The organism is Bacteroides caecigallinarum (assembly GCF_016901995.1).
GTDB classification, from domain to species: Bacteria; Bacteroidota; Bacteroidia; order Bacteroidales; family Bacteroidaceae; genus Phocaeicola; species Phocaeicola cellulolyticus.
This window is the reverse complement of the sequence record NZ_JACJLE010000039.1, coordinates 1-26,254: the sequence shown is the minus strand read 5'-3', so window position 1 is coordinate 26,254 and position 26,254 is coordinate 1. Positions and strand designations below refer to the sequence as shown.

Genomic DNA, 26,254 nt, shown 5'->3' with positions numbered 1-26,254 from the left:
ATTCAATCACTCTATTATTCAAAAAGAAAATGAAGCATGAAATAATTATAGCCGGATTTGGAGGACAGGGAGTTTTGTCCATGGGTAAAATTCTTGCTTACTCCGGATTGATGGAAAACAAGGAAGTGACCTGGATGCCGGCATACGGACCTGAACAGAGAGGTGGTACAGCAAACGTAACGGTTATTGTGAGCGATGAAAGAATTTCATCACCAATATTGAGCAAATATGACTGCGCCATAATATTGAACCAGCCATCACTGGCAAAATTCGAAAGTAAGGTAAAACCTGGCGGAATACTTATCTACGACGGATATGGAATTATCAATCCTCCTACCAGAAAAGATATAAAAGTTTATCGCATTGATGCTATGGACGAAGCTAATGAACGCAACATGGCAAAGACTTTCAACATGATAGTACTTGGCGGATTGCTGAAACTGATGCCGGTAGTATCAACAGAAAGTGTAGTAAAAGCTTTGCGCAAGACTCTGCCGGAACGTCACCATCATCTTATACCGATGAACGAAGAAGCTATCCGCATCGGTATGGAAATAATAAAAGAAGCATAATAACTCAATAATATACCAAAAAGGAGGAGTAATCTATAATGATTATCCTCCTTTTTTCGTTTTTATATCGTATCTTTGGACAAGATAGGACTCACCCCTGAATTAAAAGCCGAAAACTATGTTTTCGCTTTGTACTTCTATCGTTTTGCACTATCTTTGCCACGATATGAGAAAGATACTTATTACAGCTATATTAATATTAGTGTGCGTCAATACATTCGCACAAAATATGATGCAAAGCCAATACGGCTCATCTGCTTCAGGACTCAGCAGCGACCGTTATGACAGAAACGGAAATCCTATAGACACAACTGCCGTGGTTGATGCAAGTACCGTGCCCATAGGTTTGAGTTCATGGACCATAGACGAACGTTTCGGGACAAAAACTGCAATACCGGTTGACACTCTCCAATTCGGATTTCAAAACACAAACGACAATGGCGGACCGACAGGACATTATACTTATCTTGGTAATCTTGGCTCGCCACGCATATCACATGTTTTCTTCGAAAGGGCAGAAACCACACAGGAGTTTTTCACTGACCCTTATGATTTTGCTCTTGTAACACCGGGAAAAGTCAAATATACAAACACAAAATCTCCGTTCACTAATCTTACTTATTACAAACACGGAGCAGGAAGACGTGCCGAAGAAAGATTTAAAGCCTACTTTGCCGTTAATGCCAACAAAAGGCTTGGTTTCGGTTTCGACATAGACTACATATATGGCAGAGGTAAATATATGAACCAGTCAACAGCACAGTTCAACGGTAACCTGTTTGCATATTATCATGGCGATAAATACGAAATGCACTTCAATTTTATAAACGACAACATAAGAGTTACCGAAAACGGAGGTATAGCAGACGACCGATACGTGACAGCACCTATAGAAATGGCAGACGGTGGAAGAGTGTATAAATCGTATGAAATACAGACTAACCTCGAAGATATCTGGAACAAGAATACAGGATACCACGCGTTCCTGACACACAGATATAATCTGGGATTTTATAAAGATGAAAGTACCGAGAACGATACCATAGCAAAAGAAGTATTTGTTCCGGTAACAAGCTTCATACACACCGTAAAGGTGGATATGAACACACGACAGTATATCTCATACAACGATGAGCAAAACAGGAAATATTTCGAAAACCACTATCTTGGAACCGACTCCACTGACGTGACAAAATACATGTCTGTCAAGAATACGGTTGGAATATCACTTAGAGAAGGGTTCAACAAATGGGCAAAAGCCGGACTGACAGCCTTTTTGAGTTTCGAACACAGAAGATTCTCAATGACAGACAGTATAGAAGGTACTCCTGGACAATATATGAGAGACTACAAGGAGAATGTATTGTCAGTGGGCGGACAATTGACAAAGGCACAAGGAAAAACTTTACACTATGATGTATTGGGTGAAGTTGCGATATTGGGTGAAGATATAGGACAATTCAATATAGAAGGAAGAGGAGACTTGAACTTCCGTCTGTTCAACGACACTGTAAGGCTGGATGTAAACGCATATATAAAGAACCTGAATCCGGCATTCTATTACAGACATTTCCATTCGAAACACTACTGGTGGGACAATGACCTGTCAATGATAACACGCACAAAGATAGAGGGAAGACTAAGTATAGACCGCTGGCGTACGCAACTGCAGGCAGGCGTGGAAAACATCACTAACTATACGTATCTGGACAATGTCTCAGTAGGATACACAGATGCCAACGATGCCAATATAAAGACGTATAAGAACAATGTTACTGTAAGGCAGAACCCAGGAAGCATACAGGTGTTCAGCGCCAAACTAAGGCAAGATTTCAAATTTGGCATCTTACATCTTGACAATGAGATTGTGTATCAGAAAAGCAGTAACAACAGTGTTCTTCCACTGCCGGATCTTGTGCTTTATCACAATCTCTACATCAGAGCAGGACTGGCCAAAAAAGTTCTTACAGTGGAATTGGGAGCAGACGTAAGATATTTTACACAATACTATGCACCTGACTATGCACCGGCAATAGGACAGTTCTATCTGCAGAATCCGGAAACAAAATATAAGCTTGGAGGTTATCCACTGGTAAACGGATACATAAATTTACATCTGAAACGTACTCGCTTTTTCCTGATGATGTATAACCTGGTGCAAGGAACAGGCGAAAGAAGTTATTTCTTTGCTCCACATTATCCGTTAAACCCAAGAGGACTAAAGATAGGCATCTCATGGAACTTCTTTGATTAACTATATAAAATCGGCTGAGTGTATGGCAAAAAAGATTCTGAAATATATAATATCCATAATAGTCGTATCGACTGTTATAATACTATTGTTCTCCAGAAAGAATCCTGAGGAAAAGTTCTATCCCAGAGATTATCAGGGGATTATAGAGTCGGGAGTCATAAAAGCTGTAACAGAATACAATGCCCTAAGTTATTATATATTCAAGGGAGAGACCTACGGGTTTGATTATGAAGTATTAAGTGCTTTTGCAAAAGAAAAAGGTATAAAACTTGAAATAACACCCGAAATGAGTTTTGAGAAAAGAATCAAAGGTGTCATAGAAGGAAGATACGATATGATTGCACTGGGAACTGCAACTACCTCACAACTGAAAGACAGTATCTTATTTACAAATCCATTCGCCATCGGGAAACAGATACTTATTCAAAGAAACGACGAAGACAATCGCATTGACAGCCCTCTAGGACTTGCCGGCAAGACCATACATATAATAAAGGACTCGCCTGCACTGATGAGAATCAATAATCTGATGGACGAGATAGGCGATTCGATATACATAGAAGAAATAACCGACTATGGGCCAGAACAACTATTAGCAATGGTATCGGCAGGAGATATTGATTATGCCGTATGCGATGAAAGAACCGCAAAAATGTATATGAGAAGATTCAAAAATCTTGATCTGAATACAAACATAAGTTTTAATCAGTTCTACTCATGGGGAGTTAACAGAAATGCTCCAATACTGCTTGACAGTATAAACAGCTGGCTGGAGAGATATATCAAGACCAAGGAATACAAAGATTTATATAACGAATACTTTAAGCGAAATTATTAGTCTGTTATGATGAATTTTGATAAGGTAAATTGGGGTTTCATAGGATGCGGAGAAGTGACAGAAAAGAAAAGCGGTCCCGCATTCAATATGGTGGAAGGATCCAGAGTAGTTGCCGTAATGAGCCGCGATGAAGAAAAAGTAAAATCATACGCTCAAAGACACAACATACCTAAATGGTACACTGATGCGCAGGAGCTGATAGGTGATGAAGAAGTAAATGCCATATATATAGCAACACCTCCATCCTCGCATGCCACATTTGCCATCATGGCAATGAAAGCAGGAAAGCCTGTGTATATAGAAAAACCTATGGCGGCATCATACGAAGATTGTGCCAGAATAAACAGAATATCAAAAGAGACAGGAATTCCTTGTTTTGTGGCTTACTACAGGCGGTATCTGCCGTATTTCCAAAAAGTGAAGGAACTTGTAACGTCCGGAGAAATAGGAAACGTAATAAATGTTCAAATAAGGTTTGCACAACCTCCAAGAGCCCTGGACTATAACAGCAAGAACCTTCCGTGGCGCGTGCAGCCAGTTATTGCAGGAGGAGGATATTTCTACGATCTGGCGCCTCATCAGCTGGACTTGCTGCAAGATATGTTCGGATGCATACTCGAAGCTGAAGGATACAAGAACAATCGTGGCGGTTTATACGAAGCTGAAGACACCATAAGCGCATGCTTTAAATTCGATTCGGGTCTCCCCGGTTCCGGCTCATGGTGTTTTGTTGCTCATGAATCTGCAAAAGAAGACAGAATTGAAATAATAGGAGACAAAGGCATGATATGTTTTTCAGTGTTCACTTACGACCCTATAGCTTTACATACGGAAAGAGGACGCGAAGAAATACTTCCACCCAATCCTCCGCATGTGCAGCTACCACTGATAAAGGCCGTAGTGGAACATCTGCAAGGAAAAGCAATCTGTACCTGCGATGGCATCAGCGCCACTCCTACCAACTGGGCTATGGACCGCATACTGAATAAACTTTAATAAAATGTCGGCACGCATTCTTTTAGTTTCAGCAACAATACTGTTCCTCCTCATTCCACGTTTACTGAAAGCACAGAATGAGGAAAAAGAATGTGTGCAGACTGCTATAAGCGATTCGCTGAATTGTTTGTCTGATTTAAAATACGACAATCAAACAAGTCCGTTCAAAAAGTTTTTCAATAGAAGCGTTGAATGGTTTAACGCAACGGACACGAATTATATACAGCCCAATAAATACAACCTGACCATGATGCTTGAACAAAGTACATGGTTTGAACATTATCGCTTGAGCGGAACAGGCGAAAACGGTAATCAATTACTGGGTTTCGCACCAAAAGTAAACACAAAGCTTGGAGTCTATTTCGGATGGAGATGGATTTTCCTGGGCTACTCGTTCGATCTGGCCAGCTTATTCAAGAAAGAGAGGGAAAAGCCAAGAACAGAAATGGTTTTCAACCTTTACAGTGCTAAATTCGGTGTGGATCTGTATTACCGAAAAACAGGAAGCAATTTCAGAATAACCACCTGCAAAAACTTTGATAATGCCGAAAAATATATAGGCACAAATTTCAACGGCTTCAACAGCAAGATTAAAGGACTTAATGCCTACTATATATTCAATAGCGAAAAATATTCATATCCGGCAGCATACAGCCAGTCAACAAACCAAAAGAAAAGCTGCGGATCGCTAATGGCAGGCTTTGCCTTCTCGCAGCATGACATTACTTTCGACCAAAGCAAACTACCACAGGAAATCAAGGATCAGATACGTCCTTCATTAAACTTCAACAAGCTTGCATATACAGACTTTAATTTAAGCCTCGGATACGGCTACAACTGGGTCTTTGCCAAAAACTGTCTTCTTAATATTTCATTACTTCCTGCCATCGGATATAAAAAAGCGAGAATAAACGACACACTTACTACTCCTAATTCTGACTGGACACAGTGGGTGAAGGATATAAACTTCGACCTCATAACCAGAGCCGGAATAACCTGGAACAACAGCAAATACTATGTAGGAGCCACACTAATACTACACACCTACGACTATAGAAAAGATAACTTCTCGATGACAAATTCCTTTGGAAGCCTGAAGATTTATGCCGGATTCAATTTCTGGAAAAGAAAACAATATCGTCGTCCGGAATAAGTCATAAAGACTATAGGTCATTATATTGAATTTTCGAACAACTTTTATTAATTTTGCAACCGATTATACATTTCGTAAAAACAAATAATAATTAGATATAAATCATGGAATTAGCAAGTAAGTACAATCCCGCAGATGTGGAAGGGAAATGGTACCAGTATTGGCTGGACAACAAACTTTTCAGTTCTAAACCGGACGGACGCGAACCATATACCGTCGTAATCCCGCCACCAAACGTGACCGGAGTGCTCCACATGGGACACATGCTTAACAATACTATACAGGACATCCTGGTACGTCGTGCCCGTATGATGGGCAAGAACGCATGCTGGGTTCCGGGTACAGACCACGCATCTATCGCTACAGAAGCCAAGGTGGTAAACAAACTGGCTCAACAGGGAATAAAGAAAACCGACCTCACCAGAGAGGAATTCCTGAAACATGCTTGGGAATGGACTCACGAACACGGAGGCATAATCCTGAAACAGTTGCGCAAACTTGGCGCTTCATGCGACTGGGACCGCACGGCTTTCACTATGGACGAAGAAAGAAGCAAGAGTGTGATAAAGGTATTTGTTGATCTTTACAACAAAGGACTGATCTACCGCGGTGTACGTATGGTGAACTGGGACCCTAAAGCCCTGACAGCACTTTCTGACGAAGAAGTAATCTACAAGGAAGAACACAGCAAACTCTACTACCTGAGATATAAGGTTGAAGGCGATGCTGAAGGACGCTACGCCGTAGTTGCCACTACACGTCCGGAAACTATCATGGGTGATACTGCAATGTGTATAAATCCTAACGACCCTAAAAACGAATGGCTTAAGGGCAAGAAAGTGATTGTTCCATTGGTGAACAGAGTAATCCCTGTTATCGAAGATGACTACGTTGATATCGAATTCGGTACAGGATGCTTGAAAGTTACTCCTGCACACGACGTAAACGACTACATGCTGGGTGAAAAATATAACCTCCAGTCAATAGATATTTTCAATGACAACGGTACTATCAGCGAAGCTGCCGGAATGTATGTAGGCATGGACCGTTTCGACGTTCGCGAACAGATAGAAAAAGATCTTGCAGCAGCAGGCCTTCTTGAAAAAGTTGAAGCTTACAACAACAAGGTCGGTTTCTCTGAACGTACAAACGTTGCCATCGAACCTAAGCTGTCAATGCAGTGGTTCCTCAAGATGAAACACTTTGCAGACATGGCGTTGCCACCTGTAATGAACGATGAACTGAAATTCTATCCTGCAAAATACAAGAACACATACAAGTACTGGATGGAGAACATCAAGGACTGGTGTATCAGCCGTCAGTTATGGTGGGGACACAGAATTCCTGCTTACTTCTTGCCTCAGGGCGGATTCGTAGTGGCAGAAACAGCTGAAGAAGCTTTGAAACTTGCAATCGAGAAAACAGGCAACAAGGACATGAAGATTGAAGACCTCCGTCAGGATGAAGACTGTCTGGACACATGGTTCTCTTCATGGTTGTGGCCTATCTCTCTGTTCGACGGAATCAACAATCCGGGCAACGAGGAAATAAAATACTACTACCCTACTGCCGACCTTGTAACAGGACCGGATATCATCTTCTTCTGGGTAGCACGTATGATTATGGCAGGATATGAATATATGGGCGACATGCCTTTCAAGAATGTATATTTCACAGGTATCGTGCGCGATAAAATCGGTCGTAAGATGTCCAAGTCACTTGGTAACTCGCCTGACCCGCTTGAACTGATTGATAAATATGGTGCCGACGGTGTACGTATGGGTATGATGCTTGCTGCTCCTGCAGGAAACGATATCCTGTTTGATGATGCTCTCTGCGAACAGGGACGTAACTTCAACAACAAGATATGGAACGCATTCCGCCTGGTTAAGGGATGGAACGTAGAAGGAAACGAACAGCCTGAATACGCACGCCTGGCAACTGAATGGTTCGAAGCTATGCTTGCAAAGACTACAGCTGAAGTAAACGACCTGTTCGGCAAATACCGTCTGAGCGAGGCTCTTATGGTAGTTTACAAACTGTTCTGGGACGAATTCTCAAGCTGGTATCTTGAAATGGTGAAACCTGCATACGGACAGCCTATCGACAGCGTGACTTACGAAAAGACTTTAAGTTTCTTCGACACACTGCTCAAGCTTCTGCATCCGTTCATGCCATTCATCACTGAAGAGTTGTGGCAGCACATCTATGACCGCAAGGATGGTGAAAGCATCATGACTCAGACTCTTAATATGACAGAGACTTACGATGAAACTATCATAAACAAATTTGAAGCTGTAAAAGAAGTTATCGGTGGCATCCGTACTATCAGACTTCAGAAGAACATTGCTCAGAAAGAGGCTTTGAATCTTGAAGTGGTTGGAGAAAGCCCTGTAGCAGACTTCAATGCTGTGATAGAGAAGTTATGTAACCTTTCTGAAATAGCACAGGTAGATGCCAAGGCAGAAGGTGCAGCCTCGTTCATGGTTGGTACAACTGAATATGCAGTTCCTCTGGGCAACCTTATCAATGTGGAAGAAGAGCTGAAGAAACTTGAAGCAGACCTGAAATATCAGGAAGGATTCCTCATGAGTGTAATGAAGAAGCTAAGCAACGAGAAGTTTGTAAGCAAGGCTCCGGCTAACGTTATTGAAATGGAACGCAAGAAACAGGCTGACGCAGAAACCAAGATTGCAGCACTGAAAGAAAGTATCGCTGCCTTGAAAAAATAATCAACCGAATATATTTCTATAAACAAAAAATGAACAGTCCGAAAGGCTGTTCATTTTTTGTTTATAGAGGTGTATCCCGTTTTTCCAAGAAAACAGATTCTATCTGATATGATGTAATTTAACCACTTCACCCAATTCAGGAATCATGACATCCATATTCCTTTTTCTGGCCTCAGCAGCAAATACATGAGGCGGATCAAATAAAGGCTCATCTGAAAGGTCGAAAGTGCCGTAATGCATCGGTATAGTCATTCGTGCACCCATCTCGGCAGAAGCCGTAAGAGCATCGTATGGAGATATGTGGTTGGGTTTCATAAACCATCGTGGCTTATATGCACCTATTCCAATCATACAATAGTCAATGTGTGGGAAAATATCAGACAACTCCTTAAAATGGTGAGCGTATCCCGTATCACCGCTATTATAAATAGTTATTCCGTCTGCCTGTATCATAAAAGCTCCCCAAAGGCGTTCACCGCCATCGCTCACTCCTCTTTTGCTCCAGTGCTGTGCCGGAAGGAAGGTCAGACAAAGTCCGTCATCCTTATGCTGCTGATACCATCCGGCTTCGATTACCTCCATTTCAGGAAACCATCCTTTTATCAGTTGTCCGGTACCGATACCACAAAATAACTTCATTCCGGGATTTTCGGAAACCAGACGAGCCACACTCGGTTTGTCAAGATGATCGAAATGGTCATGACTGATAAGCAAATAGTCTATATTCCTGAATATTGAAGGATCGGCAGGAAAAGTACTCCTTCTCTTCACAAAAGGTATGCTTCCGAAAACAGGATCAATCATGAAACGTTTTCCGCCTAACTGAAGAAAAAAAGAATTATGCCCAAGCCATATCAGCGAATTGCCTGTTACCGCATCAAGACTATGGAGATATCTCACATTGGGATTCCACTTTATCCTACGTTTTTCTTTCCTTTGCGGATTAGGCGAGAACCTCCATTTCAAAATACTTCCCATTCCAGGACGCCATCTGTGCTGACGGTTAAAGAATTTACCTTTAACGGAAGGATTACCGCGCCATCTGGGATTCACGGTATGCAACTGTTCGTTTCTTCTAAACAAAATCCTTTCTCCCATAAATCATCATTAAATATAAAACAAAAAACGGGGAAAGGCTATTTATGTAACCTTACCCCGAATTATAACAAAATACTAATTATTTTTCCAAAAGATCCTTCAGAAAGGCATCAAGCTCTTCGTCAAGCCCTTTCAAAAGTTCATCGTTAAGCAATAGGGTGTCGTCGTCATCAATCAACATCAACTCTGCGACAGTCTCCTTATCTTCATCTACCAATACAAATGAGTATGGCTTCAGTAAAGACAACTTTTCAAAATATCCCTGGTCGTTCAATGCTACAATTTCCGAACGTAAGACAGATTCGACTTCAGTCATAAAATCTTCCGAATCGCATTCTATCCATTCATCTATAATAGTACGGGCCAATTCTTCATCATCGTCATTGAATATCAATAGTTCTCCACTATCCTGCTTCGGTTGCAAATGTATATCTGTAACAACAGTATTCTCATCGCCCGAAACATATCTGCATAATGCTTCTCTAATAGATGACGATATAGCTGCACGTGTTTTTTCACTAACATTCATAGGCATAAAATATTTATTACCTCAAAATTACTAAAAATTATAAAGTTTCAAAACAAACGGCTCAGAAATTGTTATTAAAACGTCCCATTTGAATATTCAATTTTCCAAACTCGTCTTTCCTCTTTATAAACTGGGTAATATAATACTTTAAAACCATTTCATCGTCCGAACCTGATTTGACGTAATCGGACGCTTTGTTCAACCATTCTTCAGCCTTATTCATATCGCCTGTCATCTCATACGAAAGCGCTATATTGTATGCAGCCTTGAATTTTGTATCTCCCTTTTTCTGACGATTATAAACTTGAGTCCACAATTCTCGTGCTGCCTCCCAATTTCCTTCATTTACATAAACACCGGCATCACGCATTTCTACTCCTCCACCATTAAAATATAACCTGTTTACCGTCTGCCAGTAAGGAACTATTTTATTGCATATAACTGATGCGGCGTGAGATGTAGCTTCTTGAATAAGCTCTTTTTCAGAAATTCTATATCCCAAATCGAAATACAATGAATCCGTTGCACTAAGTTCGACCAAAGGATTCTGCCTTCCCGGCAAATACAATCTCACCATAGGAGTGACTTGAGCCTGAAGAACAGGTATCGATGCATCCCAGCCCGGATTAATAAATTCCTTTTTCTCGACATTTAGCAATAGTCTCTCGAATGAAATAATCATATCTACTCCAAGCATTGAAGAAAGATTGCTAACTTCATCAACAGAAAGGTTTGTTGAATAATTATCAGAGCGTAGAGCAGAATCGCATATTATAACCTGATTAAAATATTTACTGTCTGCCAAAAGACCAGCCAATGCCTCGGTAGCTTTCTTCCCTTCACCTTCAATTTGACCTAAAGTCAGAATATTCTTTTTAGGTTCAGGACGAGACGGCATGTTATTGACGACGCCAACTACAGATATCTGATACGGGAAATTAACTTCGGCCGGAGACAGCTGATCATAAGTAAGTGTCTGGATAGAACTGCATGATGAAATGACGACACTCACCAGCAAAAAAATATATAAAGCATATTTTCTCATAATATCTTCATTTTTTTATTTGTACAAAAATAATATATTTCTGAATATTATGAAGTTAAAAGGTAATAAAGGTATAATAATAAAGGCCGTCCCTTTGTTAAGAGACGACCTTTTAAACGTGTATTTTATTAAAATTCTTATACTTTTCCGTGACAGTTCTTATATTTCAATCCACTTCCGCATGGACATGGATCGTTTCTGCCAACTGTTTTTTCTGCTTTATAAGGCTCATTTTTAACCTCTCTGGTATCTTTACCGGCAGCACTCTGCTGAGAAGCATCATTGAGGTCAACCTTTTCTTCCTTATACTGCTGTTTTCTTGGAGCTGGTTCCGGAGCTGCCTCACGAACCTGTTCTGGTTCCTGAACCGGTATCTGAGCACGCATCAATACAGAAATTGTATTATTATTGATCTTCGAAACCATATTGTCAAACAGTTTCACAGACTCAAGCTTGAAAATCAACAATGGGTCTTTCTGTTCGTAGCTTGCGTTCTGTACAGAATGTTTGAGTTCATCGAGTTCACGAAGATTTTCTTTCCAAGCCTCATCAATAGTATGAAGAAGTATAGCCTTTTCGAAAGCCTTCACAATCTCTTTTGACTCTGATTCGTATGCAGCCTTCAGGTTTACAGGAATATTATACATACGTTTTCCATCCGTAATAGGAATCATGATGTTTTCATACATCTGTCCCTGGTTCTCATAAACCTGTTTGATTACCGGATTAGCAATCATTGCCATGCGGTCTGTCTTGCGCTTGAAGATTTCCATAGCAGCATCGAATGTCTTTTCAGTAAGTACGTTCTTATCCTTAGATGTGAAATCTTCTTCTGTAAATGGAGTTTCCATTGCAAGTGTCTGAAGAATTTCCATTTTTGCCTCATGATATGTTGCCATATCCAAAGCATTTGCGCAACGTTCCCAAATCATGTTCACGATATCCATACCGATACGTTCGCCCATCAATGCATGGCGACGCTTAGTATAAACTACATTACGCTGCTTGTTCATCACGTCATCATATTCAAGCAGACGCTTACGGATACCAAAGTTGTTTTCCTCAACTTTCTTCTGAGCACGTTCGATAGAATTAGAAATCATCTTGTGTTCTATCATCTCGCCTTCCTTGAATCCCAACTTATCCATTACAGATGCTATACGGTCAGAAGAGAACAGACGCATCAAATCGTCTTCAAGTGAAACGAAGAATACAGAAGAACCCGGGTCTCCCTGACGTCCGGCACGACCACGCAACTGACGGTCAACACGACGAGATTCATGACGTTCAGTACCAATAATAGCCAAACCTCCGGCTGCTTTTACTTCATCGCTTAACTTGATATCGGTACCACGACCGGCCATGTTTGTGGCAATTGTAACGGTACGTCCCAAACCGGCTTTAGCAACGATATCAGCTTCTTTCTGGTGTAATTTGGCATTAAGTACGTTATGTTCAATCTTACGGAGAGTAAGCATCTTGCTCAACATTTCAGAGATTTCTACTGATGTAGTACCGACCAATACAGGACGTCCCATTTCAACCATCTTTTCAATCTCTTCGATTACAGCCTTATATTTTTCACGCTTAGTCTTATAAACACGGTCGTTCATATCCTTACGTGCTATAGGACGGTTAGTAGGAATAGTCACAACATCAAGTTTATAGATATCCCAGAATTCACCTGCTTCTGTTTCTGCTGTACCTGTCATACCAGACAGTTTGTGATACATACGGAAATAGTTCTGAAGAGTGATTGTAGCGAATGTCTGTGTAGCAGCTTCTACCTTTACGCCTTCCTTGGCTTCGACAGCCTGATGCAAACCGTCGCTCCAACGACGACCGTCCATTATACGTCCAGTCTGTTCGTCAACGATTTTAACCTGACCATCCATTACCACATAGTCAGTATCTTTTTCGAACATTGTATATGCCTTAAGCAACTGGTTGATAGTATGAACTCGTTCAGACTTGATAGCGTAGTTAGTCATAAGCTCATCTTTCTTAGCCAGTTTTTCCTCATCAGTCAAAGATGTTTCGTTTTCGAGTTCTGACAGCTGTGCGGCTATATCAGGAAGAACAAACAATGTAGGATCCTGAGATGAACCTGTTATCAGTTCGATACCTTTATCTGTAAGGTCGGCGCTCTTCATTTTTTCATCTATTACGAAATAAAGAGGTTCTACAGCCTCAGGCATACGCTTGTTGTTTGCTTCCATATAGATGGCCTCTGTCTTCAACATACCAGCCTTGATACCCGGTTCGCTGAGGAACTTGATAAGAGGTTTGTTCTTTGGAAGAGCCTTATGGCTACGGAACAAAGAAAGGAATCCTTCTTCCACCTCTTCCTTCTTGTCTGAAGCGATAAGGCGTTTTGCGTCTGCCAGATATTGTGTAGCAAGTTTACGCTGAGCCTCTACCAGACGTTCTACCAACGGACGAAGAACTTCGAACAACTGCTGGTCGCCTTTAGGAACAGGACCTGATATAATAAGAGGTGTACGTGCATCGTCAATCAAAACCGAGTCAACCTCATCGACAATAGCATAGTTATGTTTGCGCTGTACAAGATCCTTAGGGCTGTTTGCCATATTGTCACGCAGATAGTCGAAACCGAATTCGTTGTTTGTACCGAATGTGATATCTGCCATATATGCACGACGACGTGCAGCAGAGTTCGGCTGATGCTTGTCAATACAGTCAACGCTCAATCCATGGAACATATAGAGAGGGCCCATCCATTCAGAGTCACGTTTTGCAAGGTAGTCATTGACTGTAACCACATGCACACCGTTACCCGTCAACGCATTAAGGAATACAGGCAATGTAGCCACAAGAGTCTTACCTTCACCTGTTGCCATTTCCGCAATCTTACCCTGATGAAGAACTACACCACCAAATAGCTGTACATCGTAGTGTATCATGCTCCATTTCATATCGTTACCGCCTGCAACCCAATGGTTTTTCCATATAGCCTTGTCACCTTCAATGCGAACAAAGTCTTTTCCCATTGCTGCCAGTTCGCGGTCGAAATCAGTAGCAGTAACTTCTATCTCTTCGTTCTGAGTGAAACGTCTTGCTGTATCTTTTACTATAGCGAAAGCTACAGGAAGTACATCATTAAGTGCTTTTTCGTATTTGTCAAGAACTTCTTTCTCCAGTTTATCTATCTGTGCGAATATAGGTTCACGCTTTTCGATATCTGTAGTTTCGATTGTAGCTTTAAGCTCTTCAATTTTCTTGTTTTCCTCTACGGCAGAATCCTTGATATATTTTTTCAATTCTTCCGTTTTGGCACGCAACTCATCATTACTCAGCTTCTCTATTTCAGGGTATGCAGCTTTAATCTTTTCTACCCATGGCTGAATTTCCTTCATGTCACGAGAAGCCTTGTTCCCGAACAACTTGCTTATAAATTCATTAAATCCCATTATATATTTTATTTTTTATTTACTGATTAATGCCGTTAAATAAATTCAACGGCGTACAAAGATAATTAAAAACCGTCAAAATGCGGTAATTGCAAAGATTTATTTACGTATTCCTGTCAAAGGAGCTACTACACTGGCGTTAGGAGCCCTTATACGCATGAAATGTGCCAAAGTAGGTGCAACGGCAGACACTTTGACCGGTGAATATAAAATTTCAGGTTTTATGTTATATCCAAAGAAAAATACCGGAACTGAAGAATATGCCTCACGTTCTACCCTTACACTATTAGAGTATTCATCTACCACTTTCCATCCCGGCAATATTTCTATATATAAATCTCCGGAACATTCTCTGGTAAATGAATTTCTGATTTTTTCAATTTTCGGATCCCAAGCACCGAGCAAAAGGCGCTGAGAAGAATAAGCAGAACGTATTCCACTCATCTGAACTATAAATTCAGATGAACGTGTCATTACTTCAGTAATATTTAAGTTCTTATCTTCTATAAGTTTATGATTGAGATAAATCTGATTTCCATAATATGTTTCTACGTACTGGCCTTGACCATATATAGCCATCAGATACATATTAAGCAAAGCAGAGCAACGTTTAAGATGGAATTCGCCCGTAGGAATTCTGTATTCAGGCAAGTCCTCCGACTCCGGCGAGCGATATCCGGTTGAAGTTATAAATATCAAAGTGTTTTTCAATCCCACTTTGCGGTCAAGCATATCAAGCAAATCGCCTATAGTATTATCAAGACGGACATACATATCCTGAATCTGCATAGCATATTCATTGTCCGGTTTTCCGTCATAATTTCCTGCATAATAACCCAACGTCAACAAATCCGGCGTGTCATCCAATCCTGCATTCGTATTATTGAGAAAAACATCTACCAGTTTATTAACCTCATCGTTTACGTATGGACTTGTCTTGAATTTTTTATACTTATACAGACGCTCATCTGTAAAATTATGTTTGAATGTAAGCTGCTTTGTTTCTGTTGTGATATATTTATATGCAGTAACTGGCAGATATGGTCCCCAGGTTATCTGGTCAATTCTGAAATCCAGACCATTACGGTCATTAAAGTTTGTTACCCATTCAGGGAAAGTTCCATAGTATGTAGTTCCGCTCCACTTACCGGTTTCATCATTAATCCAGAACGCTCCTTTAGCCGCATGTCCAGCCCCCATAATAGCCATTTCTTTTGTAGGAGCTATAGAATAGACATGAGCCTGACCGTGAGTGGAAACCATCAGTTCATCAGCCAGATTGGATACCGTAAGATACTTGGGAGAGACATTCTCGGAGGTATAAACCCCCATATATGATTTATCATCAACACTCTTTACTACGCATAAAGAATTTCTGTCCATCCAATTATTGCCGACTACTCCGTTATAATAAGGTGTAGTTCCAGTATATATAGAAGCTACGGAAGACGACTGGTCAGGTTTGATAAAATCATACTCACCATTCATATATACACGTCCTTCCCTGAAAAGACGCTTAAATCCCCTTTCACCATACATGGCAGAAAAGGCTTCTATATAATCTGTACGCAACTGATCTATAGTCAGACCTATAACCAATTTAGGAACAGCCGGAACATTCTGTGCATTGATTCCGGAAATAACTATAGCAGTAATTAAAGATGTTATAAATCGCTCTCTCATTTTTATTTTCTATAAACAATCTGATGGCTCACTGCATTAAACAACAAACCGAGTGCCAAAAGTAATACTGATAAATTAATTTCTTGTGGTATTAACGGCAATATCAATATAAATAATGTTAAATACACAGAATTTATTACATGCCACTTGTCTTTTTTACGTTTTATATCGTTGTAAACCATAAATGGCAAATAAAATAACGGTATCGGGTTGAATAATAAAATCAGCCAATTGGAATCCACAGTAGGATGTGTTGAGAAGAAAAACAGAAAGGCTATTATACATCCCGCCAATCCCTGAGACAAATAAAGAATTAAATCCCAAAACCAGTATATTTTTTTCCTTACTATCTGAACAAATGCAATTACCACATTCAGAAAAAGGAAAAAAGTGGCACAAGCTATAGGGCTAAACGAGAAAGAACTCTCAGCGGCATCTACAGTATCGGCATCCACAATCACTTCTTCTTTTAACACCAAAGGTCTGGTGTTCCCATTTTCGTCTTTAATAAAAGCACCTTCGGCAAAAGAACGCATATAAAAAGGAGAAAACATCTGTTGGCGAATACCTATCGGCTTGTCAGCACCGGCTCCCAGACAAAGGTCTATACCGAATTCCTCCCAATCGAATCCCTTTGTAAACTCATGTATAATGCCTCGAAATGTTTTGTCGGGAACTGAATTTGGATATTCAACATCTCCATCAATGCACTTTTCTATCTGATCACGCGCTCTTGTGGTGCAATTGTCATAGAAATAATTATACCGATATACCCTATTTTGTGGAAGATAGTTTGTAAAAAGCAGATTTTGCAGCTTGAGCTTCTCTTCATAAGTTAAATTCAATATCTGCTGATAAACAGAAGATCCCCTGAACATATATTCAGCTTCGAACGATCTAAAATCGTTCACCCCCAACTGATAGTCAGTCTCACCCTTCACAAAACGATAAATAAAATTAGGAGATGAAAAACTGAACATCCCATAATTAAATACAATATCCTTATTTTGAGTATAATTCTGGTATCTTATTGCAGTGTGACCAAATAAAGAATATATTTCAGTTCCGGGAGAACAGGTGAGCAAACTAAACTGAATGCTGTCACGTTTTTGAGCATAAGATAACATGCTCCCCCATATAATTAACAGCGATAGAAATATTCTTATTTTATTGACAAACATAATTTATTTAAAGTGCACTTTTGTAAATTTGGACACAAAAATAAGACTAATTATCTATAAATATGAAACAAAACATCTATTTTATTGCAATTCTTATCCTTTTTTTCTTTTACTTTGCATGCAATACAAAAATATAGATTGTGAATTTAATAATAGACATAGGAAATACAGTCGCCAAATTGGCAGTTTTCGATGGTGACGAACAGGTAGAAATACTTAGAGGTTCAAACCATTCACTGGACTGTATTAAAATACTTTGTCATAAATACAAAATAGACAAATGTATTATTGCTTCTGTGATAACATTAAGCAATACAATAAAAAGACAATTATCAAACGTAGATTTTCCGATACTGGAGCTAACTCATAAAACGCCTGTACCTATAATAAACAATTACAAAACTCCGGAAACTTTAGGTATGGACCGTCTGGCGGCTGTAGTAGGCGCTAATTATTTGATGCCAAACAGAAACATTCTTGTAATAGATGCCGGAACAGCACTGACATACGAATTTATTGATGCCAATGCCACATATTGGGGAGGCAACATCTCACCCGGAATATACACAAGATTCAAATCGTTAAGCGCCTGCTGTGACAAGCTTCCTTTAATAGAAAAAGGAGGAGACATGCCGGAACTGGGATATAGTACAGAAACAGCTATCAGGGCAGGAGTCATAAAAGGAATTGAATTTGAAATAAAGGGCTATATAGCTCAATTCCAAAAAAAATGCCCCGACCTTTTAGTTTTTTTAACTGGCGGAGACAAATTTTCTTTTGATACAAAATTAAAAAGTATCATCTTTGCAGATAGATTTTTAGTTTTAAAAGGTTTAAACAGAATATTGAATTATAATGTCGAATAAAAAGGTACTTATTAGCGCTATTTTTGCAACAGCATCGGTATTTGCTTTTGCCCAATCCAGCACTAACTCTCCATATACAAGATTCGGGTTAGGAGACTTGTCTGACCAAGTCTTTACCAGTAATGCAGCCATGGGTGGCGTAGGAAATGCACTCAGGTCAAACCGTCATATCAATCCTATAAATCCCGCATCATATACTTCAGTAGATTCTTTGTCGTTTATGTTTGATGTAGGTTTCAGCATGAAAAGCTGCAATTACGAGGAAAACAACATCAGATCGAATGCAAGAAACTCCAGCTTCGACTATCTGGCAATACAGTTCCGTCTTCATCCAAGAGTAGGAATGGCAATTGGATTTACTCCTTTTTCGACAGTAGGTTATAATTTCAATTCCACAAGCTACGCTTCGAACAGCAACACCGTATCAGTAACAAACACATATACAGGTGACGGTGGTACAAATGTTATTTTCGGAGGATTAGGTTTCAAAATTATCGATAACTTGTCAATCGGAGCAAATATAGGTTATCTTTATGGAAAACAAGAATATAGCACCACAGCAACATTAAGCAATGGAGGTGACTATACAATAACATACAGAAACCTGAAAGTCAAGAGCTATAAACTTGATTTAGGATTGCAATACACACAACCTTTTAACAAGAATAACAGTCTCACACTAGGACTTACATACAGCCTGGGACATAATTTAAATTCTACAGAGGTTACAGGAACACAAGTTACAGACGGAAGCAGCTATTCATCGACAACAGAAAATACTGCATATGACGGATATAGCATTCCATCCTCATATGGAATCGGTTTGGCATATCAGTACAAGAATAAATTGACAGTAACGGCTGATTACACTCTTCAAGAATGGTCAAAAGCCAAATTGTCAAGTGCTGCCGGCATGTACTGCAATAGAAACAAGATAGCAGTAGGAGCTGAATACACACCTAATAATATAAGCAAAAACTTCTTTAAAAGAATATCATATAGAGCAGGAGCATTTTATAATTCACCGTATGTGAAAATACCAACAAATACGAATGGTACTTCTTATGCAGACGGGGCAAAAGAAATCGGTGCATCTGCCGGTTTTGGTTTTCCATTATCACTTTTCCAACGCAAGACAGTCCTAAGCATCACCGGACAATATATAAAACTTTCTCCTAGCGTAAGCAATTTGATGTCGGAAGACAGATTTGTCTTGAAAATAGGATTGACACTTAATGAACCTTGGTTTATGAAATGGAGAGTCAATTAATTGAAACCATAGATAGAATATTATAAAGACACAATAAACAATTAAATTAATAATACGATGAGAATGAAGATGTTTACAATGCTGTGTGCCTTAACATTGGGTTCTGCAGCGACTTTTGCTCAAAAAGGAGTAGAAGACGGTTCTAGATTTGGACACGGAGAAGATAGTATCCGCTGCCTTCAGAACATCAGTATTTATACTGAATATGTAAAAACAGACAATTTCAAGGATGCATACAAACCTTGGAAAGCAGTATTCACTGAAGCTCCTCTTGCACAGGTAGGTACATACACCAATGGTGCTAAAATCCTTCGTGGATTGATACAAAGTACAAAGGATGCAGCTCAACAGAAAGCTTACCTTGATGAATTGATGGCAGTACATGACCAGCGTATCAAATATCTTGATAAACTTAATAAGTTGGTTAGAAGCAAATCAACAGAAGGTTCTATCATTGGTATGAAAGTTCATGACTACATTGTTTTCTCTGGAAAGAATCTTGATCTGAACAAAGCATACGACTGGGCAAAACAGGCAATCAACATGGAAAAAGAGAAATCTGATTATTTCATGTTCCTTGACATGATGGATATGTCTTCACGTAAACTCAAAACAGACGAAAACCACAAAGAACAGTTCATACAGGATTATCTGACTGTATCAGGTTATGCTGACGCTGCATACAAAGCAGAAAAGAAAGAAAAGATGAAAGAGTTGCTCAAGACAACTAAAGATAATGTTGATGCATATTTCATAAACAGTGGTGCTGCTTCTTGCGAAAACCTTCACGCTATCTATGGTCCTAAAGTTGCACAGAACAAAACTAACCTTGACTATTTGAAGCAGGTTATTACAGTTATGCAATTATTGAAATGTACAGAAGAAGAAGCTTATTTCGAAGCATCTGAAGCTGCACACGCAATTGAACCGACTGCAGCTACAGCAGCAGGTTGCGGATATATGTATTACAAAAAAGGTGACCTTGGCAAGAGTATCGGTTACTTCGACCAGGCTATCGAACTTGAACAGGATCCTATGAAGAAAGCTGAATACTGCTACAATGCAGCTGTAATACTGTTCAGCAAAAAGCAGTTGAGCCGTGCAAAACAATATTGTAACAAGGCAATCTCTTTCAACAACAATTATGGCGATGCATATATCCTTATCGCACAGATGTATGCTTCAAGCCCTAACTGGAGTGACGAGTCTGCATTGAACAAATGTACATTCTTTGCTGTTATAGACAAACTGCAGCGTGCAAAGAGTGTTGATCCAAGCGTTACAGATAAAGCCAACGAACTTATCAGAACATATTCTGCTTATACTCCGAAAGATGAAGACTTGTTCTTCCTTGGTTTAAGCAAGGGACATACAGTTACAATCGGAGGATGGATTGGCGAAACAACAACTATCAGATAATAAAGTATGTCATATAGACACAAGATTTTTAATACAAGATTTTTCATAAGCATAACAGTTGCCGTTTGGGCAACTGTTATGTTTCTTTTTTTCCCGTCATGTAGCGGAAAGGGTAAAAAATTAGCATCAGCTATCGATGAAAAAGATTCCCTACCCGACATGCAAAGTACCGGTGTAGTATCGTATGTATCAGATTCCGGTATGATAAGATATAAAATCATAACAGATGAATGGTTGGTATTCAGTAAGAAAAACCCACCATATTGGGCTTTTGAAAAAGGCTTGTACCTTGAAAAGTTTGATACACTTTTCCGAGTTGATGCAAGTATAAAAGCCGACACAGCCTATTATCACGAAAAAAAAGAAATCTGGGAACTAAGAGGTAACGTACACATACAAAATCAGCTCGGCGATAAATTTGACACAGAACTGCTATTTTGGGACCAATCGAAAAAACGTATATACTCTGACAGATTTATCAAGATAGAACAGTCAGACAAAATTCTGACCGGTTATGGTTTCGATTCAAACCAGGAGATGACCGAATATGAGATATTCACTCCTACAGGTATTTTTACAGTAGAAGACACAGCTCCATCAGACACAGTAAGTACAAAACAAAATACCAATAACCGATAAAAGCAAAAACACATAAGCCTAAAAATAACACAAATGGGTATTATCATCGAATTACTAATCACAATGGCATTTTCTGCATTCTTTTCCGGAATGGAGATAGCTTTCGTGTCCTCAAATAAGTTAAGGTTTGAGATGGAAAAATCCAATAATTTCTCCACAAAGATACTTACCGTCTTCTATAATAACCCTAACAATTTTATCTCTACTATGTTGGTTGGCAACAACATAGCCTTAGTCATATATGGTATCCTCATGGCAGAGATAATAGAAAACAAACTGTTATCAGGACTAATAACCAACGAGGCACTGCTAGTTGTCATTCAAACAATCATTTCAACATTAATAATACTTATAACAGGGGAATTCCTTCCAAAAACAATATTCAAGATAAACCCTAACCTCACATTGAAATATCTCTGTATTCCAACATATATATGTTATCTGGTACTATACCCTATCAGTAAATTCTCTGCCATGCTGTCAACTTCCATACTGACAATTACAGGTAAAAAAATAAAGAAAGAAGATAGAGAAAAAGCATTCTCAAAGGTTGATTTGGATTATCTTATAGAAAGTAGCTACGACGATACCAGCAACGAAAAGGAAATAGATACTGAAATACAGATCTTCCGCAATGCTTTGGACTTTTCAAGCATTAAGGTAAAGGATTGTATGATTCCAAGAACAGAAATAGTAGCTGTCGAGACCGGTACTCCTAAAAAAGAAATCATGAGAGTATTTGTTGACAGTGGATTAAGTAAGATAATAGTATATCGTGACAATATAGACAATATAATAGGCTATATCCATTCTTCCGAAATGTTCAATACACAGGATGACTGGGAACAAAACATCAAATCTATCCCGGTAATACCGGAAAGCATGGGAGCCAACAAGCTTATGCAACTGCTCATGCAACAGAAAAAGTCCCTAGCCGTTGTTGTAGATGAATTCGGTGGAACATCGGGCGTTATCGCACTTGAAGACTTGGTAGAGGAACTTCTTGGCGATATAGAAGATGAGCATGACAATAAAAACACAATAGCCAAAACTATAAGTGAAAACGAATACATTTTATCAGGCCGACTTGAAATAGAAGATATTAACGAAAAATTTGGTATAGGTCTTCCGGAAAGCGATGAATATCAGACATTAGGCGGACTAATAATAAATGAATACCAAAGAATTCCAAAGCCTCATGAAAATATAGTGATAGACAAATTCCAGTTCAATATTATCAAGGCCACCAATACAAAAATAGAGCTGGTTAAACTGAAAATACAGAAATAAGCATTTTTTTGTATAGAAAATAGCAACTCATAAACATTTTTCGTATCTTCGTGCGCTAATTACAGAAAAACAATAAACAAAAAATAATAAATTTAAATGGCAACTTTACAAACTATTAGAAGCAAAGGACCATTATTGGTCATTGTTATCGGTATTGCCCTCTTCGCTTTCATAGCAGGCGACGCTTGGAAAATATTCCAGCCACATCAGGGAAGGCAAGACATCGGAGAAATTAATGGAGAAAAAATCTCCGCTCAGGATTATCAAAAGCTAGTTGACGAATACACTGAAGTGATCAAACTGACAAATGGTTTGGCATCACTTAACGAGACTCAATTGGCAAGTGTAAAAGACCAGGTATGGCAATCATACGTAAACAACAAACTTATTGCTGAACAGGCTGAAAAGTTGGGACTTACAGTAACTGATGCTGAAATCCAGGCTATCATTGACGAAGGTACACACCCTCTGTTGATGAACACTCCGTTCCGTAACCCACAGACAGGTGCTTTCGATAAGGATATGTTGAAGAAGTTCCTCGTTGACTATTCAAACTTGAGCACAAGCCAGATGCCTTCACAGTATGTTGAATACTATCAGACTATGGGTAATTTCTGGAACTTTGTTGAAAAGACACTCAGACAGTCTGCTTTAGCTGAAAAATACCAGAATCTGATTTCTAAATCACTTATCGCTAACCCTACTTCTGCAGAAGATGCTTTCAAAGCACGTACTGAACAGAGTGACCTGCTTATGGCTGCTGTTCCATATTCAGCTATAAACGACTCTTTGGTTAAAATTTCTGACGATGAAATCAGAAGCTTGTACAATGAAAGAAAGGAACAGTTCAAACAGCTGGCTGAAACTCGCGACATCCGCTTTGTAGATATCCAGGTATTACCTTCGGATGCTGACAGAAAAGCAGTTTTGGACGAAGTGACTGAATATAGCGAACAGCTTAACAATACAACAGCTGATTACGCTGCATTTATCCGTTCAACAGGATCAAGCGTATCATACTCTGATATTCCTGTCAACAAGTCAGTACTTCCATCGGATGTTGTTGCACGCCTTGACTCAATTGGTATGAACGAAGTTTTCGGCCCATACTACAGTCAGGCTGACGATTCATACAATGCATTCAAGATCATAGCTAAAGTTAATGCTCCTGACTCTATACAGTTCCGCCAGATTCAGGTTTATGCCGATACTGAAGAAAAGACAAAGACTCTTACAGACAGTATATATGACGCTTTGAAAGGTGGAGCAAACTTCGAAGAAATTGCGAAAGTTTATGGTCAGACAGGCGAATCTACATGGGTTAGAGCCAATACTTGGGAAGGTTCTCAGCTTAACTCTGAAAATGAAGAATTCATTAAGACACTTTTAAGCCAGCCTGTTAAAGAAATTGCAAAACTAAACATCGGTCAGGCAAACATCATCCTACAGGTAATGAACAAGAAAAGCATGCAGGATAAATACAAAGTGGCTGTGATCAAACGTAATGTAGAATTCAGCAATGATACATATAATGAAGCATACAACAAGTTCAGCCAGTTCGTTGCACAGAGCAACAGCATAGAAGAACTTGAAAAGAATGCAGAAGAATACGGTTACACAGTTATTCCACGTTCTGATTTTTCATCTGCAGAACACTATGTAGGTGGTGTACCATCAACAAAAGAAGTTATACGTTGGATATTCGGTGCTAAAGAAGGCGCTGTATCTCCTCTTTTCGAATGTGGAAACAACGACCACATCATGGTAGCAGCACTTGACAGAATTAACCCAGTAGGTTACCGTAATATCAACTCTGTAGCAGACATGTTGCGTGCTGAAATCCGTCGCGACAAAAAGGCAGAAATGATTATGGCAGACATGAAGTCATGCACTTCAATAGATCAGGCAAAAGCCGTAAAGAACGCTGTCAGCGATACAGTAAAACATGTAACATTCTCTGCACCTGCTTATATATCATTGACTAGAGGAAGCGAACCTGTTATAGGTGCCGTAGCTTCTAAAACAGCCGTTAACGCAACAAGTGCTCCTGTAAAAGGTAATGCCGGTGTTTATATGGTACAAGTATTAAGCAAAGAAAACGGAAAAGAAACTTTTGATGTAAAATCTGAAGAATCTACATTATCAAACATGTATTACAGATTCGCAACTCAGTTCATCAATGATCTTTACCAGAAATCAAAAGTTGTTGACAACAGATACTTGTATTTCTAATATCTAAACGGAATACATAAAAATATACGAAGATATGCCTATTTCGATAATAGGCATATCTTTTTTTATACCCCTGCACCTGAATTAAAAGCCCAAAGCCGATTACTAATAAAACAGAAATCACTTACAAACAATAAATTATCTTCAAAAACTGGACAAAAATAACCAAGAAAAAAATTGTTTATATAAAGTATTTAGAGTATCTTTGCAGCCGATTTTAGTCCGACAAGGTAAAAAAGTGACTGCAAGAACCGGTCCACCTTACGGAAGAAACCCGTTTAATATTTATTTAAAATGTACGTAATTGTAGAAATTAACGGTCAGCAGTTCAAAGCTGAAGAAGGCAAAAAACTGTTTGTACACCACATTCAGAACGCTGAAAACGGCGCAACTGTTGAATTTGACAAAGTTTTGTTGGTTGACAACAATGGTAACGTAACTGTAGGTGCTCCTACTGTAGAAGGTGCTAAAGTGGTATGTGAAGTAAAATCTAGCCTTGTTAAAGGTGACAAAGTACTTGTATTCCACAAGAAGAGAAGAAAAGGTTACAGAAAACTGAACGGTCACCGTCAGCAGTTTACTGAATTGACAATCAAACAAGTTATTGCTTAATCATTAAAAACGTAGAAGAAAATGGCACATAAAAAAGGTGTAGGTAGTTCTAAGAACGGTCGTGAATCAGAAAGCAAGAGATTAGGCGTAAAGATATTCGGTGGTTCAGCTTGTAAGGCTGGTAACATCATTGTTCGTCAAAGAGGAACAGTTCACAATCCAGGTAAAAACGTAGGTATGGGAAGTGATCACACTCTTTACGCATTGGTAGATGGTACTGTATGTTTCAAGAAAGGACGTGAAAACAAGAGCTTTGTTTCTGTAGTTCCTTGCGCTGAAGCATAATTACTTTATTAAAAGCATACAGAGGGTGTGTCAAAATGCATGCCCTCTTTTTTTTATGACAAAGCCTCGACTTTCCCAAGCCGAGGCTTTGTTATGTCCTAAAGATTTTGTATCTTTAAGCATAATCAA

The 26,254-nt window shown here is 39.2% G+C and carries 20 protein-coding genes; 14 read left to right on the top strand and 6 right to left on the bottom strand.

Going from position 1 to position 26,254, the window contains the following annotated elements; translation table 11 throughout:
• Positions 1-29: 29 nt before the first annotated feature.
• The 6 genes from H6A61_RS10680 to H6A61_RS10655 all read left to right on the top strand — a co-directional run bounded on the left by H6A61_RS10680 (position 30) and on the right by H6A61_RS10655 (position 8,545).
• Positions 30-572, top strand: coding sequence for a 2-oxoacid:acceptor oxidoreductase family protein (locus tag H6A61_RS10680; protein WP_154044975.1), 543 nt, complete (start codon positions 30-32; stop codon positions 570-572).
• A 166-nt stretch (positions 573-738) separates the two neighbouring features.
• Positions 739-2,826 (top strand): putative porin, encoded by a 2,088-nt coding sequence (locus H6A61_RS10675; RefSeq protein WP_204393504.1) that lies wholly within the window; start codon positions 739-741, stop codon positions 2,824-2,826.
• Positions 2,827-2,848: 22 nt separating this feature from the next.
• Positions 2,849-3,664 carry a transporter substrate-binding domain-containing protein gene (locus H6A61_RS10670; RefSeq protein ID WP_204393502.1) on the top strand — a complete coding sequence of 272 codons (816 nt, stop codon included), beginning with the start codon at positions 2,849-2,851 and terminating at the stop codon, positions 3,662-3,664.
• A 6-nt stretch (positions 3,665-3,670) separates the two neighbouring features.
• Entirely contained in the window at positions 3,671-4,660 is a 990-nt protein-coding gene (locus tag H6A61_RS10665; RefSeq protein ID WP_375338158.1) for a Gfo/Idh/MocA family protein, read from the top strand.
• A gap of 4 nt (positions 4,661-4,664) precedes the next feature.
• Positions 4,665-5,813, top strand: coding sequence for a DUF4421 domain-containing protein (locus tag H6A61_RS10660; protein ID WP_204393500.1), 1,149 nt, complete (start codon positions 4,665-4,667; stop codon positions 5,811-5,813).
• Positions 5,814-5,917: 104 nt separating this feature from the next.
• Positions 5,918-8,545: a valine--tRNA ligase gene (locus tag H6A61_RS10655; protein WP_154045035.1), complete on the top strand. Its 2,628-nt coding sequence runs from the start codon at positions 5,918-5,920 to the stop codon at positions 8,543-8,545.
• A 99-nt stretch (positions 8,546-8,644) separates the two neighbouring features.
• Here H6A61_RS10655 and H6A61_RS10650 read toward each other — a convergent pair whose 3' ends face one another.
• The 6 genes from H6A61_RS10650 to H6A61_RS10625 form a co-directional block, all read right to left on the bottom strand.
• On the bottom strand, positions 8,645-9,643 hold the full coding sequence (locus H6A61_RS10650; RefSeq protein ID WP_204393498.1) for an MBL fold metallo-hydrolase: 999 nt from the start codon (positions 9,641-9,643) through the stop codon (positions 8,645-8,647).
• A 79-nt stretch (positions 9,644-9,722) separates the two neighbouring features.
• A complete protein-coding gene (locus H6A61_RS10645; RefSeq protein ID WP_154045040.1) occupies positions 9,723-10,172 on the bottom strand; it encodes a hypothetical protein in 450 nt (149 codons plus the stop codon).
• A gap of 61 nt (positions 10,173-10,233) precedes the next feature.
• Positions 10,234-11,217 (bottom strand): DUF6340 family protein, encoded by a 984-nt coding sequence (locus H6A61_RS10640; protein WP_204393496.1) that lies wholly within the window; start codon positions 11,215-11,217, stop codon positions 10,234-10,236.
• A 137-nt stretch (positions 11,218-11,354) separates the two neighbouring features.
• Complete coding sequence (gene secA / locus H6A61_RS10635) at positions 11,355-14,648, bottom strand: preprotein translocase subunit SecA (protein ID WP_154045042.1); 3,294 nt, start codon at positions 14,646-14,648, stop codon at positions 11,355-11,357.
• 99 nt (positions 14,649-14,747) lie between these two features.
• The gene (locus tag H6A61_RS10630; RefSeq protein ID WP_154045043.1) at positions 14,748-16,331 is read right to left on the bottom strand and encodes an alkaline phosphatase family protein; all 1,584 of its coding nucleotides are present in this window, start codon (positions 16,329-16,331) and stop codon (positions 14,748-14,750) included.
• 2 nt (positions 16,332-16,333) lie between these two features.
• Positions 16,334-17,512 (bottom strand): DUF4105 domain-containing protein, encoded by a 1,179-nt coding sequence (locus H6A61_RS10625; RefSeq protein ID WP_204393494.1) that lies wholly within the window; start codon positions 17,510-17,512, stop codon positions 16,334-16,336.
• A 140-nt stretch (positions 17,513-17,652) separates the two neighbouring features.
• Between H6A61_RS10625 and H6A61_RS10620 the strand changes: the two genes are divergently transcribed.
• The 8 genes from H6A61_RS10620 (at position 17,653) to rpmA (ending at position 26,125) form a co-directional block, all read left to right on the top strand.
• Positions 17,653-18,378: a type III pantothenate kinase gene (locus tag H6A61_RS10620; RefSeq protein WP_204393492.1), complete on the top strand. Its 726-nt coding sequence runs from the start codon at positions 17,653-17,655 to the stop codon at positions 18,376-18,378.
• Entirely contained in the window at positions 18,368-19,648 is a 1,281-nt protein-coding gene (locus H6A61_RS10615; RefSeq protein WP_204393490.1) for a hypothetical protein, read from the top strand. The genes H6A61_RS10620 and H6A61_RS10615 overlap by 11 nt, the downstream gene beginning before the upstream one ends.
• A 57-nt stretch (positions 19,649-19,705) precedes the next feature.
• Positions 19,706-21,067: a tetratricopeptide repeat protein gene (locus tag H6A61_RS10610; protein WP_204393488.1), complete on the top strand. Its 1,362-nt coding sequence runs from the start codon at positions 19,706-19,708 to the stop codon at positions 21,065-21,067.
• A 6-nt stretch (positions 21,068-21,073) separates the two neighbouring features.
• Positions 21,074-21,706 (top strand): LPS export ABC transporter periplasmic protein LptC, encoded by a 633-nt coding sequence (gene lptC / locus H6A61_RS10605; protein WP_154045048.1) that lies wholly within the window; start codon positions 21,074-21,076, stop codon positions 21,704-21,706.
• Between the two features lie 33 nt (positions 21,707-21,739).
• Positions 21,740-22,996, top strand: a complete 1,257-nt coding sequence (locus H6A61_RS10600; protein WP_204393486.1) for a hemolysin family protein — start codon at positions 21,740-21,742, stop codon at positions 22,994-22,996.
• A gap of 96 nt (positions 22,997-23,092) precedes the next feature.
• The gene (locus tag H6A61_RS10595; RefSeq protein ID WP_154045050.1) at positions 23,093-25,228 is read left to right on the top strand and encodes a peptidylprolyl isomerase; all 2,136 of its coding nucleotides are present in this window, start codon (positions 23,093-23,095) and stop codon (positions 25,226-25,228) included.
• Positions 25,229-25,522: 294 nt separating this feature from the next.
• The gene (rplU, locus tag H6A61_RS10590) at positions 25,523-25,840 is read left to right on the top strand and encodes a 50S ribosomal protein L21 (RefSeq protein ID WP_154045051.1); all 318 of its coding nucleotides are present in this window, start codon (positions 25,523-25,525) and stop codon (positions 25,838-25,840) included.
• A gap of 21 nt (positions 25,841-25,861) precedes the next feature.
• Positions 25,862-26,125, top strand: coding sequence for a 50S ribosomal protein L27 (gene rpmA, locus H6A61_RS10585; protein ID WP_154045052.1), 264 nt, complete (start codon positions 25,862-25,864; stop codon positions 26,123-26,125).
• Positions 26,126-26,254 lie beyond the last annotated feature (129 nt).

What these genes read in the sequence shown, in the direction of transcription:
- H6A61_RS10680 (WP_154044975.1), top strand. Translation starts at nt 30, where the DNA reads ATGAAGCATGAAATAATTATAGCCGGATTTGGAGGACAGGGAGTTTTG.
- H6A61_RS10675 (WP_204393504.1), top strand. Translation starts at nt 739, where the DNA reads ATGAGAAAGATACTTATTACAGCTATATTAATATTAGTGTGCGTCAAT.
- H6A61_RS10670 (WP_204393502.1), top strand. Translation starts at nt 2,849, where the DNA reads ATGGCAAAAAAGATTCTGAAATATATAATATCCATAATAGTCGTATCG.
- H6A61_RS10665 (WP_375338158.1), top strand. Translation starts at nt 3,671, where the DNA reads ATGATGAATTTTGATAAGGTAAATTGGGGTTTCATAGGATGCGGAGAA.
- H6A61_RS10660 (WP_204393500.1), top strand. Translation starts at nt 4,665, where the DNA reads ATGTCGGCACGCATTCTTTTAGTTTCAGCAACAATACTGTTCCTCCTC.
- H6A61_RS10655 (WP_154045035.1), top strand. Translation starts at nt 5,918, where the DNA reads ATGGAATTAGCAAGTAAGTACAATCCCGCAGATGTGGAAGGGAAATGG.
- H6A61_RS10650 (WP_204393498.1), bottom strand. Translation starts at nt 9,643, where the DNA reads ATGGGAGAAAGGATTTTGTTTAGAAGAAACGAACAGTTGCATACCGTG.
- H6A61_RS10645 (WP_154045040.1), bottom strand. Translation starts at nt 10,172, where the DNA reads ATGAATGTTAGTGAAAAAACACGTGCAGCTATATCGTCATCTATTAGA.
- H6A61_RS10640 (WP_204393496.1), bottom strand. Translation starts at nt 11,217, where the DNA reads ATGAGAAAATATGCTTTATATATTTTTTTGCTGGTGAGTGTCGTCATT.
- secA (WP_154045042.1), bottom strand. Translation starts at nt 14,648, where the DNA reads ATGGGATTTAATGAATTTATAAGCAAGTTGTTCGGGAACAAGGCTTCT.
- H6A61_RS10630 (WP_154045043.1), bottom strand. Translation starts at nt 16,331, where the DNA reads ATGAGAGAGCGATTTATAACATCTTTAATTACTGCTATAGTTATTTCC.
- H6A61_RS10625 (WP_204393494.1), bottom strand. Translation starts at nt 17,512, where the DNA reads ATGTTTGTCAATAAAATAAGAATATTTCTATCGCTGTTAATTATATGG.
- H6A61_RS10615 (WP_204393490.1), top strand. Translation starts at nt 18,368, where the DNA reads ATGTCGAATAAAAAGGTACTTATTAGCGCTATTTTTGCAACAGCATCG.
- H6A61_RS10610 (WP_204393488.1), top strand. Translation starts at nt 19,706, where the DNA reads ATGAGAATGAAGATGTTTACAATGCTGTGTGCCTTAACATTGGGTTCT.
- lptC (WP_154045048.1), top strand. Translation starts at nt 21,074, where the DNA reads ATGTCATATAGACACAAGATTTTTAATACAAGATTTTTCATAAGCATA.
- H6A61_RS10600 (WP_204393486.1), top strand. Translation starts at nt 21,740, where the DNA reads ATGGGTATTATCATCGAATTACTAATCACAATGGCATTTTCTGCATTC.
- H6A61_RS10595 (WP_154045050.1), top strand. Translation starts at nt 23,093, where the DNA reads ATGGCAACTTTACAAACTATTAGAAGCAAAGGACCATTATTGGTCATT.
- rplU (WP_154045051.1), top strand. Translation starts at nt 25,523, where the DNA reads ATGTACGTAATTGTAGAAATTAACGGTCAGCAGTTCAAAGCTGAAGAA.
- rpmA (WP_154045052.1), top strand. Translation starts at nt 25,862, where the DNA reads ATGGCACATAAAAAAGGTGTAGGTAGTTCTAAGAACGGTCGTGAATCA.